Origin of the sequence: Nonomuraea sp. 10N515B (assembly GCF_052245915.1) — a bacterium.
Taxonomy (GTDB): Bacteria; Actinomycetota; Actinomycetes; order Streptosporangiales; family Streptosporangiaceae; genus Nonomuraea.
On the sequence record NZ_JBQQBQ010000029.1, the window covers coordinates 54,218 to 71,345 of the forward strand.

21 protein-coding genes and 1 pseudogene are annotated in these 17,128 nt (G+C 69.8%); 9 read left to right on the plus strand and 13 right to left on the minus strand.

Features of this window, described 5'->3' with window-relative positions; genetic code table 11:
• Nucleotides 1-3: 3 nt before the first annotated feature.
• Nucleotides 4-1,404: an MFS transporter gene (locus tag ACTWQA_RS34490; protein WP_443163169.1), complete on the plus strand. Its 1,401-nt coding sequence runs from the start codon at nt 4-6 to the stop codon at nt 1,402-1,404.
• Here ACTWQA_RS34490 and ACTWQA_RS34495 read toward each other — a convergent pair.
• Together ACTWQA_RS34495 and ACTWQA_RS34500 are read right to left on the minus strand one after the other, a co-directional pair.
• Complete coding sequence (locus ACTWQA_RS34495; RefSeq protein ID WP_443163170.1) at nt 1,397-1,867, minus strand: SRPBCC domain-containing protein; 471 nt, start codon at nt 1,865-1,867, stop codon at nt 1,397-1,399. The two genes, ACTWQA_RS34490 and ACTWQA_RS34495, sit on opposite strands and share 8 nt — an antisense overlap.
• 33 nt (nt 1,868-1,900) lie before the next feature.
• The gene (locus tag ACTWQA_RS34500) at nt 1,901-2,314 is read right to left on the minus strand and encodes a PPOX class F420-dependent oxidoreductase (protein WP_443163171.1); all 414 of its coding nucleotides are present in this window, start codon (nt 2,312-2,314) and stop codon (nt 1,901-1,903) included.
• A gap of 117 nt (nt 2,315-2,431) precedes the next feature.
• Here ACTWQA_RS34500 and ACTWQA_RS34505 point away from each other — a divergent pair, with 117 nt between their 5' ends.
• From ACTWQA_RS34505 to ACTWQA_RS34515, 3 genes and pseudogenes are all read left to right on the plus strand, one after another.
• Nucleotides 2,432-3,013 carry an alpha-amylase family glycosyl hydrolase gene (locus ACTWQA_RS34505; protein WP_443163172.1) on the plus strand — a complete coding sequence of 194 codons (582 nt, stop codon included), beginning with the start codon at nt 2,432-2,434 and terminating at the stop codon, nt 3,011-3,013.
• Complete coding sequence (locus tag ACTWQA_RS34510; protein ID WP_443163173.1) at nt 3,000-3,269, plus strand: hypothetical protein; 270 nt, start codon at nt 3,000-3,002, stop codon at nt 3,267-3,269. Before ACTWQA_RS34505 ends, ACTWQA_RS34510 begins: the two co-directional genes overlap by 14 nt.
• Before the next feature lie 149 nt (nt 3,270-3,418).
• A pseudogene (locus tag ACTWQA_RS34515) lies at nt 3,419-3,541 on the plus strand (hypothetical protein); the annotation flags it as partial.
• A gap of 177 nt (nt 3,542-3,718) precedes the next feature.
• Here the strand turns inward: ACTWQA_RS34515 and ACTWQA_RS34520 are convergent.
• The 4 genes from ACTWQA_RS34520 to ACTWQA_RS34535 all read right to left on the minus strand — a co-directional run bounded on the left by ACTWQA_RS34520 (nt 3,719) and on the right by ACTWQA_RS34535 (nt 7,645).
• Nucleotides 3,719-4,495, minus strand: coding sequence for a cytochrome d ubiquinol oxidase subunit II (locus tag ACTWQA_RS34520; RefSeq protein WP_443163174.1), 777 nt, complete (start codon nt 4,493-4,495; stop codon nt 3,719-3,721).
• A 9-nt stretch (nt 4,496-4,504) separates the two neighbouring features.
• Entirely contained in the window at nt 4,505-5,758 is a 1,254-nt protein-coding gene (locus ACTWQA_RS34525; protein WP_443163175.1) for a cytochrome ubiquinol oxidase subunit I, read from the minus strand.
• Nucleotides 5,759-5,855: 97 nt separating this feature from the next.
• Nucleotides 5,856-6,524, minus strand: coding sequence for a response regulator transcription factor (locus ACTWQA_RS34530; RefSeq protein WP_327587742.1), 669 nt, complete (start codon nt 6,522-6,524; stop codon nt 5,856-5,858).
• Entirely contained in the window at nt 6,521-7,645 is a 1,125-nt protein-coding gene (locus ACTWQA_RS34535; protein WP_443163176.1) for a sensor histidine kinase, read from the minus strand. Before ACTWQA_RS34535 ends, ACTWQA_RS34530 begins: the two co-directional genes overlap by 4 nt.
• 31 nt (nt 7,646-7,676) lie before the next feature.
• Between ACTWQA_RS34535 and ACTWQA_RS34540 the strand changes: the two genes are divergently transcribed.
• A complete protein-coding gene (locus ACTWQA_RS34540) occupies nt 7,677-7,895 on the plus strand; it encodes a hypothetical protein (protein ID WP_305919608.1) in 219 nt (72 codons plus the stop codon).
• Between the two features lie 9 nt (nt 7,896-7,904).
• Here ACTWQA_RS34540 and ACTWQA_RS34545 read toward each other — a convergent pair whose 3' ends face one another.
• Nucleotides 7,905-8,921, minus strand: coding sequence for a fatty acid desaturase family protein (locus ACTWQA_RS34545; protein WP_442942103.1), 1,017 nt, complete (start codon nt 8,919-8,921; stop codon nt 7,905-7,907).
• 131 nt (nt 8,922-9,052) lie between these two features.
• Complete coding sequence (locus ACTWQA_RS34550) at nt 9,053-10,333, minus strand: FAD-dependent oxidoreductase (RefSeq protein WP_443163177.1); 1,281 nt, start codon at nt 10,331-10,333, stop codon at nt 9,053-9,055.
• Nucleotides 10,334-10,397: 64 nt separating this feature from the next.
• Here ACTWQA_RS34550 and ACTWQA_RS34555 point away from each other — a divergent pair, with 64 nt between their 5' ends.
• The 3 genes from ACTWQA_RS34555 (at nt 10,398) to ACTWQA_RS34565 (ending at nt 12,944) form a co-directional block, all read left to right on the plus strand.
• Nucleotides 10,398-11,000, plus strand: coding sequence for a TetR/AcrR family transcriptional regulator (locus ACTWQA_RS34555; protein ID WP_443163178.1), 603 nt, complete (start codon nt 10,398-10,400; stop codon nt 10,998-11,000).
• A gap of 36 nt (nt 11,001-11,036) precedes the next feature.
• On the plus strand, nt 11,037-12,005 hold the full coding sequence (locus ACTWQA_RS34560; RefSeq protein WP_443163179.1) for an NAD-dependent epimerase/dehydratase family protein: 969 nt from the start codon (nt 11,037-11,039) through the stop codon (nt 12,003-12,005).
• A gap of 261 nt (nt 12,006-12,266) precedes the next feature.
• Nucleotides 12,267-12,944, plus strand: a complete 678-nt coding sequence (locus tag ACTWQA_RS34565) for a glycosyltransferase family 2 protein (RefSeq protein WP_443163180.1) — start codon at nt 12,267-12,269, stop codon at nt 12,942-12,944.
• On the opposite strand, the gene ACTWQA_RS34570 is transcribed toward ACTWQA_RS34565, so the two are convergent.
• Entirely contained in the window at nt 12,914-13,852 is a 939-nt protein-coding gene (locus ACTWQA_RS34570) for a beta-ketoacyl-ACP synthase III (protein WP_443163181.1), read from the minus strand. The genes ACTWQA_RS34565 and ACTWQA_RS34570 overlap by 31 nt on opposite strands.
• A gap of 47 nt (nt 13,853-13,899) precedes the next feature.
• Here ACTWQA_RS34570 and ACTWQA_RS34575 point away from each other — a divergent pair, with 47 nt between their 5' ends.
• Complete coding sequence (locus tag ACTWQA_RS34575; RefSeq protein WP_443163182.1) at nt 13,900-14,499, plus strand: TetR/AcrR family transcriptional regulator; 600 nt, start codon at nt 13,900-13,902, stop codon at nt 14,497-14,499.
• On the opposite strand, the gene ACTWQA_RS34580 is transcribed toward ACTWQA_RS34575, so the two are convergent.
• From ACTWQA_RS34580 to ACTWQA_RS34595, 4 genes are all read right to left on the minus strand, one after another.
• A complete protein-coding gene (locus ACTWQA_RS34580) occupies nt 14,408-15,628 on the minus strand; it encodes an MFS transporter (RefSeq protein ID WP_443163183.1) in 1,221 nt (406 codons plus the stop codon). The two genes, ACTWQA_RS34575 and ACTWQA_RS34580, sit on opposite strands and share 92 nt — an antisense overlap.
• 87 nt (nt 15,629-15,715) lie before the next feature.
• Entirely contained in the window at nt 15,716-16,381 is a 666-nt protein-coding gene (locus ACTWQA_RS34585; RefSeq protein ID WP_443163184.1) for a CGNR zinc finger domain-containing protein, read from the minus strand.
• A 145-nt stretch (nt 16,382-16,526) separates the two neighbouring features.
• Nucleotides 16,527-16,739, minus strand: a complete 213-nt coding sequence (locus tag ACTWQA_RS34590) for a hypothetical protein (RefSeq protein WP_305919599.1) — start codon at nt 16,737-16,739, stop codon at nt 16,527-16,529.
• 37 nt (nt 16,740-16,776) lie between these two features.
• Nucleotides 16,777-17,127, minus strand: a complete 351-nt coding sequence (locus ACTWQA_RS34595) for a nuclear transport factor 2 family protein (protein ID WP_305919598.1) — start codon at nt 17,125-17,127, stop codon at nt 16,777-16,779.
• Between the last annotated feature and the right edge of the window lies 1 nt (nt 17,128).

Consider the following 17,128-nt stretch of genomic DNA (forward strand, 5'->3'; position numbering starts at 1 on the left):
GGCATGCAACTTCTGATCCCTCTCGTGCTTCTGGGCCTGGGCAGCATGATCACTGCCCTGGACTTCACCATCGTCTACGTCGCGCTGCCGCAGATCGCACGCGACGTGGGATTCTCTGCCTACTCGCTGCAGTGGGTGGTCAGCGCTTACGCGGTGCCTTTCGGCGGTTTTCTGCTGCTCGGCGGCCGGCTGTGCGACCTGGTCGGAAGGCGGCGGATGTTCGTCCTGGGCATGCTGCTGTATGGCGTCGGCTCCCTCCTCGGTGGGCTGGCCGCCTCTCCAGGTCTGCTGATCTGCGCGCGGGCGGTGCAGGGGCTCGGAGGCGCGGTGCTGATGCCCGCCACCTTGTCGCTGGTGGTCACCATGTTCGACGAAGGGCCGGCGCGCAATCGGGCGATGACCGTGTGGGCAGTCTGCGGTGCCAGCGGACTCAGCCTCGGCGCGCTGCTCGGCGGCCTGCTGACCGGGGTGTTCGGGTGGCCGGCGGTCTTCTTCGTGAATGTCCCGCTGACCGCGGTGGGCGCTGTGGCGGCGTTCGCCGTGCTCACCCCTGACGCCGCCCGGCGGATGAGCGGGTTCGACCTGCCCGGCGCGCTCACCGGCACCGCAGGTGTCACGGGGCTGGTGTTCGCCATCGCGCATGGCGCCGAGCAGGGCTGGTTCTCCGCCGGTGCCGTGGCGTCCTTCGCCGCCGCGGCGGCGCTGCTCGCTGCCTTTCTGGCCATCGAGGCCCGTAGCCGCAATCCGCTGATGCCGCTGCGGCTCCTGGCCAACAGGCACACGAGCGCCGCGGCCGGAGCGATCCTGGTCTACGGCCTGACCCTGCAGTGCGTGCCGTACTTCCTCACCCTGCACTTCCAGGACGTCCTCGGTTACGACGCCATGCGGTCCGGCCTCGCCTTCCTCGGCCCGACGCTCGGGATCACGGCGGGCAATCTGATCAGCGAGCGGCTGATCCCGCGCCTGGGGCTGCGCGGCACGATGATCCTCAGCGTTCTCGTGGGAGTGGCAGGGACCGTAGTGCTGGGGCTGAGCTTGTCCGTCGGCGGATCGTATTCGGGTCTGCTGGCCGGACTCATCGGCTTCGGTCTGGGCGCGGGACTGTCGTTCAACACCATGTTCATCGTCGCCGCGACCGGCGTGGCCGCGCACGAACAGGGCGCGGTCTCCGGGCTCGCCTCCACCGTCCTGCAGGCGGGCAGCAGCGCGGGCTTGGCCGTCCTGGTGGCCGTGGCCGGCCGTGACACCAATGGCCTGACCGGGGAGGCGGTACGCGCCGCGACCGTCGACGGGCTGCGGTCAGCGCTCCTCGTCGCCGCCGTGATCGCCGTCACCGGCGTGCTGGCCGGGCTGACCCTTCCCCGCGCGCCCCGGCGGTCATTGGAGTCCGAAATGGTCAGGTGAAGGCCGGGTTTCCCTCGACGAGCGCGGCCAGGTTCGCCAGGGCCATCCGCATGCCCGTCTCGTTGTCGGCGGCCGGCACACTGTCGGGGATCCCATCGTGCACGATGACGACCTCGGTGCCGGGGCCGGCGTCGGTGAGCGTCGTCGTCATCGTCATGGTGCCGCGCAGCGCGGGATCGTCGGTCTCGAACTCGAGCACCTCCACCACCCGCTCGTCCGGAACCAGCTCCGCGAAGTGGCCATGGTAGGTGTCGGTGTGCGAGGCCGACTTGCCGGTCGGTCCTGGCGCGTCGTAGGTGAGGGAGATCCGGAACGAGCCGCCTACGCGAGCGTGGAACTCGTGGACGTGGCTGCTCATCCCCGCCGGCACCCGCCATTTCCTGATCGCGTCCGCTTCCACGAGCGCCCGGTAGACGGCTGAACGCGGCGCATTCACGTGCTGAGAGACCCGCGTCGAGTACACGCGATCGACCTTAGCGACCGACCCGGACAATTCTCAGTGGTGTACTGCGCGCCGCGTCGCGTACCAGGTCTCTCCGGCTGGCTCGCCCGCCAGGTTCCAGCTCCACGACACGGTCGGCGTGATCCGGCTGTAGAGGCCCGGGCCGACCATCCCCACCCGTTCGACCGGCTGCTCGGCCAGTCCGTAGACCCGCACGCCACGCGCGACGAACGGATCGAGCGACAGCAGGTCGTCGACGACCAGGGCCACCTTGAGGTTCCCCGCCTTCAGGTTGCGGAACTTCCGGGTGTTCAGAACCTGCTCGCCGACACCCCCGACCCAGAAGCCCTTCCCGTCGAACTCGAACGCGACGGGCACCACATCGGGCTGCCCGCCCCCGGACACGGTGGACAGCCGGGCGAGCGGCTGCGACTGCAGGTAGGCGATTTCTTCATCGGTGAACGACATGTCTTCTCCTTTCACCGTCCATACGAACGGGATCCTCCGGAATCGACACAGCCGATCTATAGCATGAGCGAAACCGCAGAGCAGGTAGAACGCATCCGTGGCGAGTAGCGGGAGCGGATGCGACTGACGTATACCTCCGACGTCTGGTGGAAAAGCGCCGTCGTCTACTGCCTCGACGTGGAGACGTTCAAGGACGGCAACGGCGACGGCGTGGGCGACTTCCGCGGGCTGACGCAGCAGATCGATTATCTCGCCGGGCTCGGCGTGACGTGCCTGTGGCTCATGCCGTTCTTCCCAACCCCCAACAGGGACGACGGATACGACATCACCGACTTCTACAGCGTCGACCCGCGCCTCGGGACGCTGGGCGACTTCGTGGAGTTCATGCGCACCGCCCACGACCGCGGCCTGCGGGTGATCGCGGACCTCGTCGTCAACCACACCTCCGACCAGCACCCCTGGTTCGCGCAGGCGCGGAGGAGCAAGGACTCGCCGCTGCTTCTACCAGCACCAGCCGGACCTGAACGTCGGCAACCCCGAGGTCAGGGACGAGATCGCGCGCGCCACGTGCTTCGACTTCATCGGCATGCAGAACGCCTGGCTCGCACTGGCCCGTGCGGACGCACGCCCGCTCGCCGCCGCCCTGCACGAGCGCCCCCAGCCGCCGAAGGACTGCCAGTGGGCGATGTTCCTGCGTAACCACGACGAGCTCACGCTGGACAAGCTGAGCGAGGAGGAGCGGCACGAGGTCTTCCGGGCGTTCGGCCCGCGCGAGGACATGCAGATCTACGGCCGCGGGCTGCGCCGCCGCCTGCCCACCATGCTGGGTGGGGACCTGCGGCGCGTCAAGATGCATGGCGGTCCGCATCCCGATGCAGTGGTCGGAGGACGGCGGCTTCAGCCAGACGGAGCCGGTACGAGATCCCCGAGGGCTCCTTCGCCCCCGACCGGGTGAACGTGGCCGGCCAGAAGCGGGACACCGGCTCCCTCCTGCGCTGGTTCCAGCTCCTCATCGAGCGTTACCGGGAGTGCCCCGAACTCGCGTGGGGCGACTACACGGTGCTCGACAGCGGCCACCACGCCGTCCTGGCCCATCGCTGCGACGTGGACGGCGCCACGGTCGTGGTCGCGCACAACCTCTGCGACACGGCGGTGGACTTGGAGCTGACACTGACCGGGCTGGAAGGCAACGAGCTGACGGATCTGCTGGTGGACGGCACGCTCGAAGTGTCGGAAACCGGGCTGGCCCGGGTGCCGCTGGACCCGCACGGCTGCCGCTGGCTGCGTGCCGCGCCGCCGGAGGTGCCGCCGGAGGACGCCTCGGTCAAATCACAGGGAGATACAAGCTCCCGTGGCGGCCGGCCAAGCGGACATCGCCAGTACGGCGCTGATCAGGGACTTCATTCAGAGATAGGACGCGCCGGTCACCCGGTGCCGGAAGGTCCACCACACCCATCCCTGCGCCGCCACCAGCAGCGGGATCAGCGTCAGGATCACCGGCACCAGCAGGGACCCGGCCGTGCCGGGGTGCAGCGGCAGCCGCAGCCCCGCCAGCACTCCGACGGCCACCAGCGCGGCCGCGGTCAGCGCGTACGTGCGGACGTCCACCCCCAACCAACCAGCCCCGACCGACCTCTCGGGTCCAGCTTTGCCGGACAATACGGCCGCCCGCTCCCGCAGCGCCCCGCGCAGCCGCAGCGCCGCGAACGTCAGCCCGTGCGTGGCGAACAACGCGGCCACTGCGAGGGCGGGCAGCAGGGCGATCGGCCCCTGGATGCCCAGCAGCACATGGCTGAGCAGCAGGCCCCAGCTCAGCGCCAGACCCCAGCTGCCCGCCACGGTCGCGCCGTCCCAAAACCCCGCCCACCGCCTGCCCGGCACCCGCCCGCGCAGCCACAGCCCCATGTCCCGCACGACCCACGCCAGCAGCAGCGCCACGACCACCGAATAGTTCCCGCTCAGCAGCTCGCCCTCCAGCTCGGGGAAGAGCCCCGCGAGCACCCCGGCCGTCGCCACCAGCCACACCTCGTTGCCGAGGAAGAACGGCGCGATCGCGGCGATCACCTCGCGCCGCTCGTCCGCCGAGCGCCCCAGGTACGGCAGCGTCATGCCGACCCCGATGTCGGCCCCGGCCAGCACGAGGTAGCCGAGCGCGAAGAAGGCCAGGATGAAGATCTCCATGATCGGCTCCTAGAAACTGAGAACGGGGGCGGCGGGGGTGTCGAGCGGGCGGTCGCCCAGGGCCACGGCGCCGGGCCCGAGCCGGGCGTGCCTGGCCAGCAGCCAGTAGTTGACCAGGATGAGGACGGAGAAGACACCGGTGAAGGCCACGATCGAGAGCCGCATCTGGCCCGCGGTCACCGGCGACATCGCGTCGGACGTTTTCAGCAGCCCGTACACGGCCCAGGGCTGCCGTCCCACCTCACGGAAGATCCAGCCAGAGATCATGGTGACGAACGGCACCGGGATCATCAGCGTCAGCAGCCAGTGCCAGAGCCGGAATCCCCGCACCACCGGCCGGAAGGCCATCAGCAGGAAGCTCAGCAGCGCGACCAGCGTCATCACCACCCACAGCAGCATCATCGTGAGTCCGGCGCCGGACACCCAGCCGATCGGCGGCAGGTAGTCGCCGGGCCCGTGCGCGGCGACCATCGCCGCCTGGACCTCGGCCCGCTCGGCGGCCGATCCCGACCAGGCCGCGAGCTTGCTCGGCTGCATGGTCTCGAACCCGAGCCCGCCGAACGTCACCGTGAACATCGCCGCCGGCAGCGCCACCCCGATCCCGAGCCGCAGGGACTTGCGGAAGAAATCCTGCTCGGCGGTGCGCTTGCGCAGGTGGTACGCGCTCACCCCGGCCATGAAGAACCCGGCGGTGATCATCGCGCCGCCCATCACGTGCCCGAACGCGACCTGTGCCGCCGGGTTGGCCACCATCGCGCCGAAGTCGACCAGCCGCAACGTGTCGCCGTCCACCACGTGGCCGACCGGGTTCTGCAGGAAGCCGTTCGCGATCAGGATCCAGAACGCCGACGCGTAAGCCGTCAGCGTGACGATCCAGATCAGCGCCAGGTGCGCCCACCGGTTCAGCTTGTTCCAGCCGAAGATCCACAGGCCCAGGAACGTGGACTCGATGAAGAACGCCACCAGCGTCTCGATCGCCAGCGCCGAGCCGAAGACGTTGCCCGCGTACTCGGTGAGCCCACTCCACGACAGCCCCAGCTGGAACTCCATGACCAGCCCGGTGACGATGCCCATCGCGTAGTTGATGATGTAGAGCTGGCCCCAGAACCGTGTCATCCTCAGGTGGACCGGGCTGCTGGTCAGCGTCGCCCTGGTCTGGATGACGGCCACCAATGTCGCCAGGCCGAGCGTCAGCGCCACGAAGAGAAAATGCGCGCCCGCGGTGAGCGCGAACTGCAGGCGGGCGAGGTCCACGGTTTCCATGCTCAGAGCATCCGGGCACGGCTACGCCCGCCGCGTCCCCCTCAGGCGGTCACCCGCGTGCATCCCAGGGATGTAGGGCGCCGCTCCGGCGTACAACTCAGGGGGTAAGCCAGCCTGGAGTGATCATGCCGGCCTCGTAGGCGAGCACCACGACCTGGGCTCTGTCGCGGACCGACAACTTCGTCATGATGCGGCTGACATGCGTCTTCGCGGTGGCGGGGCTGAGCACGAGCCGGGCCGCGATCTCGTCGTTCGACAGGCCCGCGGCCACCAGCGTCATGACCTCGCGCTCGCGCTCGGTGAGCGCGTTGAGCTCGGGCCCCGGCTCGGGGCGCTTGACCCGGCCGGCGAACTCGGCGATCAGCCGCCGGGTGACCGACGGTGAGATCAGCGCGTCGCCCCTGGCCACGACCCGGACCGCGTGGATCAGCTCGGCCGGCTCGGTGTCCTTGACCAGGAAGCCGCTCGCGCCGGCCCGCAGCGCGCCGTAGACGTAGTCGTCCAGGTCGAACGTGGTCAGGATGATCACCTTGACGCCGTCGAGCCGCGGGTCGCCGGCGATCTGGCGGGTGGCCTCCAGGCCGTCGAGCTCGGGCATGCGGATGTCCATCAGCACGACGTCGGGGCGGTGCTCGCGGGCCCCGGTGACGGCCGCCGCCCCGTTGGGGGCCTCGGCGACGACCTCGATGTCGTCCTCGTCGCTGAGTATGGACCGGAACCCGGCCCGGACCAGGGTCTGATCGTCGGCGAGTAACACGCGGATCATCGCACTCCGTTCAACGGCAGACGGGCGACGACGCGGAAGCCGCCCTCGGGGCGGGGGCCCGCCTCCAGGGTGCCGCCGAGCGCGCTCGCCCGTTCGCGCATGCCCTGCAGGCCGAAGCCGCTGCCTCCCTCGTAGGAGGCGCCCGGCCCCTCATCCTCCACGCGGATCATGATATTTCCGGACGTGTTGCTGACGGTCAGCGTGGCCTGGGTCGTACCGGAATGGCGGGAGACGTTCGTCAGCGCCTCCCTGATGATGCGGGTGGCGGCCAAGTCGACCTCGGTCGGCACCGCGTCGAGCGGGCCCGCCAGCTCCGTGCGCACCTCCAGGCCGGAGGCGGCGACCAGCGCGTCCAACCGCGTCAGGCTGTCGGCGGGCGCGGTCGGCGCGTGCTCGTCCACCTGCCGCAGCACCCCGAGCGTGGTGCGCAGCTCGCGCAGCGTCTCCTTGCTGGTGTCCTTGATCGTCCGCAGTGCCGCCTCGGCGTCCTCGGGCCGCTTCTTCAGCCCGTGCAGCGCGGCGGCCGCCTGCACATTGATCATCGAGATGTTGTGTCCGAGCACGTCGTGCAACTCGCGGGCGATGCGCAGGCGCTCCTCGCTCTCGCGGCGCATGGCCTCCTCCTCCTTGCTGTGCTCGGCGTCGATCGCGCGCCGCTCGGCCTCCTCCAGGTAGGCGCGCCGGTTGCGGGTGACCCCGCCGAACGCGATGGCCGCCACCACCCAGCCGGCGATCGCGGCGAACATGCTGTCGTCCACGTGCCGAGGGCCGTCGAGCTCGCCGATCCCCATGCCGAGCAGCAACACCGCGCCCACCGTGATGGCCGCGATGAGGCGGCCCCGGTCGGCGGCGGTGTAGAGGACCATGAACGCCAGCACGAGCAGCGGCCCGTCGAGCCCCGCCCCCGGATAGTAGATCGCGACGGACACGGCCACGACGATCAGAGCCGCCACGGGATAGGCGCGCCGCGCCAGCAGTCCGGCGCAGGCGATGATCGGCAGCACCACATCCAGCCCGTTCGGCTGCCTGTCGCCGCGGAAGGCGTAAGTGATCAACACCCCGGCCAGCACCGACGCGATCGCCACGAGTGACACGATCGTGCTGGTGGACGGCCTTCGCATGCCTCCCATTCTGTAAGGGTAGAGCCGATGAATGAGCACCAAGGACGAACTCCGGCAGGTCGAAGAGGACCTGGCACGGCTGCGAGCCGAGAACCGGGACATTCGCGAGCAGATGCGCGACATGGGCGTGACCGACCAGATCGAGAAGGCGGCCATCATCAGCCAGGCGGATGAGCAGATCGAGCTGATCGCCGATCTCGAGCTCCGCCGCGACTGGCTGCTCCAGCGACTGGCCGAGGGAAAAGAGTGATGAGGCGGCTCATCTCCTTAGCGGAGCGCCGACCTCGTGCAGGTGTCGCAACGCCTGCCCGTACGAGTCGAGCAGCCCGGTCTGCAGGTAGCTGACGCCGATCTCCGCGCAGTACTGCTGGACGATGGGTTGCGCCCGGCGCAGGCTCGGGGCCGGCATGTTGGGGAACAGATGATGTTCGATCTGGTAGTTGAGCTGGCCGAGCGCCACGTCGGTGAACCAGCCGCCCCTGACATTGCGCGACGTGAGCACCTGCTTACGCAGAAAGTCGAGCTTGTCCTCCTTCGTCAGCACGGGCATCCCCTTATGGTTCGGCGCGAACGTGCTCCCCAGGTACAGCCCGAACAACCCCTGATGCACCACTAGGAACAGCAGCGCCTTGCCGACCGGCAACACCGCGAAGACCGCTCCGAAATACGCCGCGAAATGCACGACCAGCAGTGCCAGCTCTGGTGCGCGCCGCTTGGCCGAGGGCTTGAACAGCGCTTTGACGCTGGCCACGTGAAGGTGCCAGGCCTCGAGGGTGAGCAGCGGGAAAAACCAGTAAGCCTGATATTTCGCGATGAAGCGCGGCAATCCCCGGCTCTTGATGGCCTGATCGGTCGACCAGACGATGACCGCGGGGGAGACGTCCGGGTCGTGGTCCTCATGGTTGGGATTGGCGTGGTGGCGATTGTGCTTGCTGGTCCACCAGCCCCAGCCGAGCCCGACGCCGAGGTTGCCGATCAGCAGTCCCGCCACGTCGCTCGATTGCCGCCTTCTGAAGACCTGCCGGTGCCCGATGTCGTGGGCGACGAACCCGAACTGCGCGAACACCACGGCCAGCGCGGCCGCGACCAGCAACTGCAGCCACGAGTCGCCGAGCCAGGCGAACAGCGTCCAGCAGCCGACGTAGACGACGACGGCGATGGTGATCCGCGTCGCGTAATAAAAGGGACGCCGGTCCAGTAGACCGGCGTCCGCAATGGTGTGGGCTAGTCGGGCGAAGTCGCTTCCCCGAGTGTCGAGCGTGCCAGGGCTGACCACAGGTCTCCTTACCTCGCGGTGCACGTTGCCTCAACCCTGTCGTATCGGGGCGGCGTGCGGTAGCCCGTCTTGTCACAGGGCTGAGAGCAGTCTCAGCGCCGGCCGCGCGTCCTGGCATGCAACAGCCCGCGTCAGGAGAAAACCTTGGCCTTGAGTGAGGGGACCCTGTGGACGAGGCGGAGGAAGGACTTGAAGCCCATCCGCGCGATCCGGTTCTCTCCGACGAACTGCTGAGCCGAGCGCAGCGAGTCGCGTACGGCGGCGAAGCCGTACTCCCGCATCTCGGCTTCGTACCCGGCGATGGCCTCGATCGGGTCGCCGCCGGCGGTCAGGGCGCGGCACAGCAGGCGGGCGTCGCGCAGGGCGGTGTTCGCGCCGATGCCGCGCATGGGGGTCATGCTGTGGATGGCGTCGCCCAGCAGGGTGATGTTCGTGGTCGGCCAGGGGTCGATCGGGATCGAGGTGCGGATCGGCAGCAGGCTGACGGTGTCGGGATGCGACAGGTCGATCATCCTGCGGAGGTCCGGGTGCCACGACCTGATCATCTGTGCGACGGTGTCCTTGAGCTGCTCGCCCGACATTTCGGAAATGTCGGATGGGAACCGCCCGGCCGCCGCGCCGACCGCCCACAACACGTAACTGCTGGTGTTGTCCATCAGCGCACCCTCCTGCTCGGTCATCCCGATCCCGCCGGCCTGCTCGGTCGTCCCGATCCCGCCGGCCGCGGGCGCGAAATCGCTCAGGTCGTGCGGTGCGCAGAACAGCCCGATGCCCTTGGGCGGGATGATGTTGTTGGGCCCCTCCACTAGCCGTGGCGCCAGCAGCTTCCTGGTCTCGTCGGTGAGCGGGAACTTGCCCGCCACGGTCGTGATCCCGGTGTCCACCCGCTCGGCGTGCGGCAGATACTGCCGGCGCACCCGCGAGTTCCCGCCGTCCGCGGCGACCACGATGTCCGCGGTCTCGCTGGTGCCGTCCGCGAAGAACAGCTCCACCCGCCCGTCGGGCAGGCGCTCATACCTCTCGTACGTCTTCCCGAACCGTACGACGTCGTCCAGCCCCGACAGCAGCACTTGCCTGAGCGTGATGCGGCTGACCGAGTGGTGGTCGTCGGCAGGATCGGCCGCCTGGGGCGTCTCGATCAGCGTCAGCAGGTCGAGTTGCTCGGTAAGGAAGCCGAAGTCCTGGCCGCCCTGCCCGGTCGTGTCCAGGAAGGACCGCCACAGGTGGTCCGGCAGGCAGTCGCGCAGCGCGCGGGCGCCGTTCGGATCGATGTGCACCCGGTATCCCTGCAGCCGGTCGGCCGGTGTCCGGTCCCGCTCGTAGACGGTCACGTCGCAGCCTGCCTTGCGCAGTCCCTGGGCCAGGCAGAGCCCGCCGATCCCGCCACCGATGATCGCAATGTGGTGTGTCATGACTCCAACTATCAACCGTTTGGATAATTCTGTCAACCATCCGGATGGATGATAGAGTGCGGGCATGAGACGAGCACCGGAGGAGAGGCAACGCGATCCCGAGCGCACGAAGGCCCGGATCCTGCAGGCGGCCCTGGAGGAGTTCGCCGCCAAGGGGTTCGCGGGGGCGCGGGTCAACGAGATCGCCGCCAGGGCCGGGGTGAACAAGCAGCTGATCTCGTACTATTTCGGCGGCAAAGAGGGCCTCTACCAGGCGATCACCACCCGCTGGCAGAGTGAGGAGAGCGTGTTCGCCGACCGCTCGTCCTCCCTAGGTGCCCTCGTGGCCGGATATGTGCGGGCCAATGCCGAGCGACGGGACTTCGGCAAGCTCCTGGTCTGGCAGGGGCTGACCGACGACGGCCCGCCCGATGCCGCGTTCGCCGAGGACGTGCGCCGCGACCTGGAGGGGCTGAGGAAGCGCCAGGAGGCGGGTGAGCTGCCCGCGGATCTCGATCCGGCCGCCGTGCTGGTGGCGTTCTTCGCGATGGCCGCGGCCGGCATCTCGTTCCCGCAGCTGGCCCGGGCCGCCTTCGACCTAGATCCCGCCTCGCCCGATTTCGTCGGGCACTATGCCGAGCAGCTGGAGAAACTGGTCGGGCACCTGGCCGAGGTCACCGATTCGTAAGATCCGCCGGACCTGGGCGGGTGTTGGATCGGCGGCATGCGCGTGCTCCTCACCGGCTCCGCCGGCTTCATCGGCAGCCACGTCGCCGAAGCGCTCGACTGCGAGGTCATCTCCGCCGACCTGCGTACCGGCGTGGACGTGCGGGACGGCGCGGCCCTGGACCGCCTCCTGCCCGGCGTCGACGCCGTCGTCCACCAGGCCGCCAAGGTCGGTCTCGGCGTCGACGTGGCCGACCTGCCCGACTACGCCTCGGTCAACGCGTACGGCACGGCGACCCTGCTGGCGGCCATGGCCAGGCACGGCGTCGGGCGGCTGGTGCTGGCCTCCTCCATGGTCGTGTACGGGGAAGGCGCCTACGACTGCTCCCGCCACGGCCCCGTCCGCCCCGGGCCGAGGCGGTCCGCGGACCTGGAGCAAGGCCTCTTCGACCCTCGCTGCCCTCAGTGCGACAGCGTCCTCTCCCCTTCGGTCGTCGAGGAGGACGCCCCGCTCGACCCCCGCAACGCCTACGCCACGACCAAGCTGGCCCAAGAGCATCTGGCCGCCAACTGGGCCCGCGAAACCGGCGGCATCGCCGTGGCTCTGCGCTACCACAACGTTTACGGCCCCCGCATGCCCCGGAACACGCCCTATGCCGGAGTGGCGTCCATCTTCCTGTCGGCTCTGCTGTCCGGGCGGGCGCCCCAGGTCTTCGAGGACGGCGGCCAGCGCCGCGACTTCGTCCACGTACGCGATGTGGCCAGAGCCAACGTGCTGGCGCTCCGGGCCGGCGTGGCGGGGGCGTTGACGCCGTACAACATCGCCAGCGGCACCCCGTACACAGTCGGCGACCTCGCCACGGCCCTGGCCATCCACACAGGCGGCCCAGACCCGGTGACCACAGGCGCCTACCGCCTCGGCGACGTCCGCCACATCGTCGCCTCTCCAGCCCGGGCGGTCGCCGACCTGGGTTTCACGGCCGAGATCTCCTTCGAAGACGGCATGAAGGAGTTCGCCCGGCGTTAGAGGCTTTGACCGTGTTCCGCAAGACAAAGATGCGCGACGATCGCGAGGTCAAGCGGGCGCGGCGGAGGCGTACGAGGCCGCACGTCTCGCCCACGAAGGGGAAAGGCCGTCAGAACGATGCGCGAGCAGCATGACCTGGCGCGTGAGACGGGGATGACGCAGTCGGCGGTGGCGAGACTCGAGGCTGGAATGATCGAGCACGGCCCGCACGTCACCGGTCCGTAAGGATCCGGGCCGGGCGGAGGCTTTAGCGTCGGGCTTGTGATCGATGTCGTGTTGCCCTGCTTGGACGAGGCCGAGGCGTTGCCGTGGGTGCTGGAACGCATGCCGCCCGGCTACCGGCCCATCGTGGCCGACAACGGCTCCACCGACGGCTCCGACCAGGTGGCCGCCGCCCACGGCGCCCTGGTCGTACGGGAGCCGCGGCGCGGTTTCGGCGCCGCCTGCCACGCCGGCCTGCTGGCCGCCACCAGCGACGTCGTCTGCTTCATGGACGCCGACGCATCCCTCGACCCCCGGCAGCTCCCGCTGGTCACGGCCCAGGTCGTCGGCGGGGACGCCGATCTGGTGCTGGGCCGGAGGGTGGCCGCGACGGCGGGCGCGTGGCCGGCGCACGCCCGCTGGGCGAACGCCGTCCTGGCGCGCCGGCTGCGGCGCGCCGCCGGGATATCGGTGCACGACCTCGGGCCGATGCGGGCCTGCCGCCGGACCGCGCTGCTCGGCCTGGAACTGGCCGACCGGCGCTTCGGTTACCCGCTGGAGATGGTGCTGCGGGCCGCCGCCGCGGGGTGGCGCGTCGCGGAGACCGAGGTCGACTATTTGCCGCGCGCCGGGCGTTCCAAGGTGACGGGGACCGTACGGGGCACGTTGCGGGCCATCAAGGACATGCGGTCGGTGCTGTCCGACCATCAGGGGCAGCGGACCACCATGCCCGCATAGGACAGATTGCCCCCGAAGCCGAAGAGCAACATCGGCGCCCCGCGCCGCACCACCCCCTGCTCCAGCAGCTTCGACAGCGCAAGGGGAACGCTCGCAGCCGAGGTGTTCCCCGACTCCACCACGTCGCGCGCCACGACCGCGTTGACCGCGCCGAGCTTCTTGGCGATGGGCTCGATGATGCGCAGGTTGGCCTGGTGCAGCACCACCGCCGCCAGGTCCTCGGGGCGCACGCCGCCGCGCTCGCAGGCCCGCCGGGCGATCTCGGGCAGCCGGGTGGTGGCCCACCGGTAGACGGTCTGGCCATCTTGGGAGAAGCGCGTCGGCGTGCCTTCGATGCGTACGGCGGCGCCCAGCTCAGGCGCCGACCCCCACACGACGGGCCCGACCTCGGCCTCGGCCGCAGCGCTCAGCACGGCGGCCCCGGCGCCGTCCCCGGTCAGCACGCACGTGGTCCGGTCGGTCCAGTCGGTGACCGACGTCATCTTGTCCGCCCCGACGACCAGCGCGTTCGTGGCCGCGCCTGCGCGGATCGTGTGGTCGGCCACCGCCAGGGCGTGCGTGAAGCCCGAGCACGAGACTCCGACGTCCATCAGGGCCGCGGACGGCACGCCGAGCCGGGCCGCGACGCGGGAGGCGATGTTCGGGGCGCGCTCGGTCTGCGTGCAGGTGGCGATCAGTACGAGGTCGATGTCGGCCGGGTCCAGGCCGCTGCCGGCCAGGGCCTTCGCGGCGGCGTGCCCGGCCAGGTCCGCCACGCTCTCGTCGGGCCCGGCCACATGCCGGGTACGGATGCCGACCCGCTGTCTGATCCACTCGTCGCTGGTGTCCACCATGCCTGCCAAATCATCATTTGTCAGGATTTGAACAGGCTGGTGGTGGCCTGTAGCGACAAGTCGTGATCCGCTCATACGCCGGGACTATAGCAACCGAACGTTCGGACGCTAAAGTGGCTCGCATGAGCCCGCGCAAGTCCGTCGCCGAAGCCCTCGGCACCCGTTCAGCCATCCTCGACCGCTCGGTCGCCGTCGCCTCGGTCGAAGGGCTGGAAGGGCTCACCATCGGCCGCCTCGCCGCCGAGCTGGGCATGAGCAAGTCCGGCGTGCTCGGGCATTTCGGCTCCAAAGAGGCGCTGCAGCTCGCCGTGCTCGACCGGGCGGCGGACATCTTCCGCGCCGAGGTCTGGGAGCCCGCCCGGCCCGCCGGCCCCGGGCTGCCCAGGCTACGTGCGCTCTGCGAGGCATGGATCTCTTACCTGGAACGCGGGGTCTTCCCCGGCGGGTGCTTCTTCGTGGCGGCGGCGCACGAGTTCGACGGCCGTGAGGGGCCGGTCCGGGACGCGGTGGAGGCGCAGTTCGATGCCTGGCGTGGGCGGCTGTGCAAGGAGGCGCGCCGCGCCGCGGCGGCCGGCGACCTGCCGGCGGGCACGGACGCCGACCAACTGGCGTTCGAGCTGCTCGGCCTCATCATGGCAATGAACCATACGCTTCAACTGCACCGCGATCCCGATGCCGCGGCCCGGGCCCGCCGCGCCGTGAACGCCCGCCTCGGCGGCTGATCACGAGGGCGAGCGCGGCCAAGCTGAGAAGTCCTCCCACGAGCGCGGTGCTGCGTACGCCGAAGCCGGACAGCAGGCCGCTGCCGATGAGCGCCCCGGCGGTGATCCCGACGTTGAATGCGGTCGACGAGCCCGCCCCGGCGAGATCGACACTGCCGGGGGCGACTTGCAACACCCGGCCGGCCAACGCCGTGGCCAGAGCGGCGAAGGACAGACCGGACAGCGCGACCAGCGCGGCCGCCGCCACCGGCACGCTGCCGAGGACGTACAGCCCGAGGAGCGCCACGGCCTGTGCCGCCACCGGGACGGCGATCGCCGCCCCTGCGTAGCGGTCGACCAGGTGCCCGCTGAGGGCGACGCCCAGGACCGAGGCGATGCCCCGTAACAGCAGCAGCGGCCCGATCGCCCCGGCGGAGAAGGCGCTCACCTCGGTCAGGAAGGGTGTGACGTAGGTGAGCGCAGTGAACGTCCCGGCGACCACGAGGGCGGACATCACCAGCAGTCTCCAGTACGCGCGGGCGTCGGGGGCGGTCCCCGTGGTCGCGGGGGCGTCCGCGGCCACGGTGGCCGGCAGCAGCAAAGCAATCGCCACCAGGGCGAGGAAACCGACCGCGCTGAGCGCGACGAAGGATGCCCGCCAACCGGCCTGCTGGCCGAGCCATGTCCCGGCAGGCACGCCCAGCACTGTGGCGAGATTGCCGCCGGCCAACACCACGGCGATGACACGGCCGTGTACGCGTGGCGGGAACAGACCGGTCGCGGTCGAGATGACGACGGCCCAGAACACCGCCTGGCTGACCGCCATGATCACCCGGGCGCTGAGAAGGACCGCGTAGCTCGTCGCGGCGGCCGAAAGCCAGGCGGCCACGACGAACACGGCGAGCAGGCTCGTCAGCAGGAGGCGGCGCGGCATCCGGTACGTCAGCCGGGTCAGTGGGAGGGTGGTGATGACGACCACGAGCCCGTAGCCGGTCACCAGCAGGCCGACGGCCGAAGGCGAGGTCGACAAATCCGTCGCGATCAATGTCAGCAGCCCGATGGGGAGTGTCTCACTCGTGACGTAGATGAACGTGGACATCGAGAGCGCGGCCAGCGCGCCGATCGACCGTGCCGTGCTGCGCCTGTCCATGCTGCTTCTCCTGTATCCGCTTTTACCGGTAGCAGATCGACGGGTTTCAGGTCTCTGGGCGACGGGCGGACATCGGCGAAGCGGGCTTCAGGACCCCGCCGTCGCCTGCCGGGCGGCGCGCCGGCGTTCGGTGAGACGGCGCGCCTTGACCTCCGTCCCGCAATCGGCCATCCGGCACCATCTCCGTGAGGCGTTGCGGCTGCGGTCGAGGAAGATCCAGCCGCAGCCGCCGCTCTCGGTCGGGCAGCGGCGCACGCGCCCGATGTCGGCCGTGCGCAGCAGGTCGAGGGCGGCGTCCACGGCGCGGTCCGGCACCAGGGACTCGGGGATGACGCCGACCACCAGCCGGACCGCGGAAGCCCCTCGCGGATCCGGTGTCAACCTGGAGCGGCCCGCCGCGGCGAGCCAACGGCAGTGCAGCCGGTCGAGCGCTGCGCTGGAGGCCGCGACGTCGATCGGCCCCACATCCAGTGCGGCGGTGGCGAGCAGAGTGAGGTGCAGTGACTCCCGGATGTCCCGGCAGGCGGCCAGCGCGGCGTGCGCCGCGTCAGGGTCGCGGTCCCAGGCTTCGGCGACCGCCGGGGCCTCGGTTTCGATGATCAATCCGGCTCGGAGCGCCCACAGCAGCAGCGTGGCCGGTGCCGACACGTAGTCCCGTGGCTCCCAGCCGGGGACCGGGACCCCCCGTTCCAGGGTGTTGACCAGATCCAGAGCCGGATGGCCGCCCACCAGCGGCAGCTCGGACACGTCCATACGTCGGGATGCTACCGATCAACTCAGTTTTGGAGGTAGCACCGGAAGGGATACATTAAGGTCGCCCCAGCCGATCAGTGCTTGGGCGTAGCACGTCGAAGACCGGCCCGGCAGCGCGGGCGGGCCGGCGCAGTGCCCTGGGCGGTCAGTTCGCGGCGAGCCGGTCGAAGAGCTCCAGCGCGGCCTTGCGCACGTCCTCGGGAGACAGCCCGTCCAGCGTCTTCCTGGCGTGCGTGATGTCGCGCGTGGTGGCCAGCGTGATGGCCACGGACGAAGCGGCAGCGCGGTCGATCGATCCCGTCGGGGCGGCGTCGGCCAACTGCTGGGCGCTCGCGGCGAGGTCGAGGTTGTCTCTCAACGAATCTCCTCGGGTGAAGACGGTGCGGCCCATTGCATCATCTGGCGTCGTGTCTCATCCACCATTCGGTGAATTCCCGGCATCGCCCGTCTGGCACGAACCGGATCACCCAAAGGTTGCTATAGGTTTTGTCGGGATACGTGGTGACTCCTTGAATGACGCCGACGTCCTCGGTGACGCACACCGGATGCCATTCGAACGTGGCCTCGCCTGGCTTGTCCTTCCGGTCCAGCCATTTCACGACGATCTCGTCGCGTCCGTGCCAGGGCACGCTGTAGGGCTCGGTGTAGTAGAGGGCGTCCTCCGTGAACAGGGCGGAGATGTCGTCGGGATCGTTGGAGTTCCACGCTCGCACGTAGCCCTCGATCCACGGCCGCGGCTCGACCATG

Coding starts and splice junctions, on each gene's coding strand:
- ACTWQA_RS34595 (WP_305919598.1), bottom strand. CDS start 17,127: ATGGTCGAGCCGCGGCCGTGGATCGAGGGCTACGTGCGAGCGTGGAAC.
- ACTWQA_RS34555 (WP_443163178.1), top strand. CDS start 10,398: ATGAGACGAGCACCGGAGGAGAGGCAACGCGATCCCGAGCGCACGAAG.
- ACTWQA_RS34540 (WP_305919608.1), top strand. CDS start 7,677: ATGAGCACCAAGGACGAACTCCGGCAGGTCGAAGAGGACCTGGCACGG.
- ACTWQA_RS34505 (WP_443163172.1), top strand. CDS start 2,432: ATGCGACTGACGTATACCTCCGACGTCTGGTGGAAAAGCGCCGTCGTC.
- ACTWQA_RS34580 (WP_443163183.1), bottom strand. CDS start 15,628: ATGGACAGGCGCAGCACGGCACGGTCGATCGGCGCGCTGGCCGCGCTC.
- ACTWQA_RS34510 (WP_443163173.1), top strand. CDS start 3,000: ATGTTCCTGCGTAACCACGACGAGCTCACGCTGGACAAGCTGAGCGAG.
- ACTWQA_RS34570 (WP_443163181.1), bottom strand. CDS start 13,852: ATGAGCGGATCACGACTTGTCGCTACAGGCCACCACCAGCCTGTTCAA.
- ACTWQA_RS34550 (WP_443163177.1), bottom strand. CDS start 10,333: ATGACACACCACATTGCGATCATCGGTGGCGGGATCGGCGGGCTCTGC.
- ACTWQA_RS34500 (WP_443163171.1), bottom strand. CDS start 2,314: ATGTCGTTCACCGATGAAGAAATCGCCTACCTGCAGTCGCAGCCGCTC.
- ACTWQA_RS34560 (WP_443163179.1), top strand. CDS start 11,037: ATGCGCGTGCTCCTCACCGGCTCCGCCGGCTTCATCGGCAGCCACGTC.
- ACTWQA_RS34525 (WP_443163175.1), bottom strand. CDS start 5,758: ATGGAAACCGTGGACCTCGCCCGCCTGCAGTTCGCGCTCACCGCGGGC.
- ACTWQA_RS34490 (WP_443163169.1), top strand. CDS start 4: ATGCAACTTCTGATCCCTCTCGTGCTTCTGGGCCTGGGCAGCATGATC.
- ACTWQA_RS34575 (WP_443163182.1), top strand. CDS start 13,900: ATGAGCCCGCGCAAGTCCGTCGCCGAAGCCCTCGGCACCCGTTCAGCC.
- ACTWQA_RS34530 (WP_327587742.1), bottom strand. CDS start 6,524: ATGATCCGCGTGTTACTCGCCGACGATCAGACCCTGGTCCGGGCCGGG.
- ACTWQA_RS34585 (WP_443163184.1), bottom strand. CDS start 16,381: ATGGACGTGTCCGAGCTGCCGCTGGTGGGCGGCCATCCGGCTCTGGAT.
- ACTWQA_RS34535 (WP_443163176.1), bottom strand. CDS start 7,645: ATGCGAAGGCCGTCCACCAGCACGATCGTGTCACTCGTGGCGATCGCG.
- ACTWQA_RS34520 (WP_443163174.1), bottom strand. CDS start 4,495: ATGGAGATCTTCATCCTGGCCTTCTTCGCGCTCGGCTACCTCGTGCTG.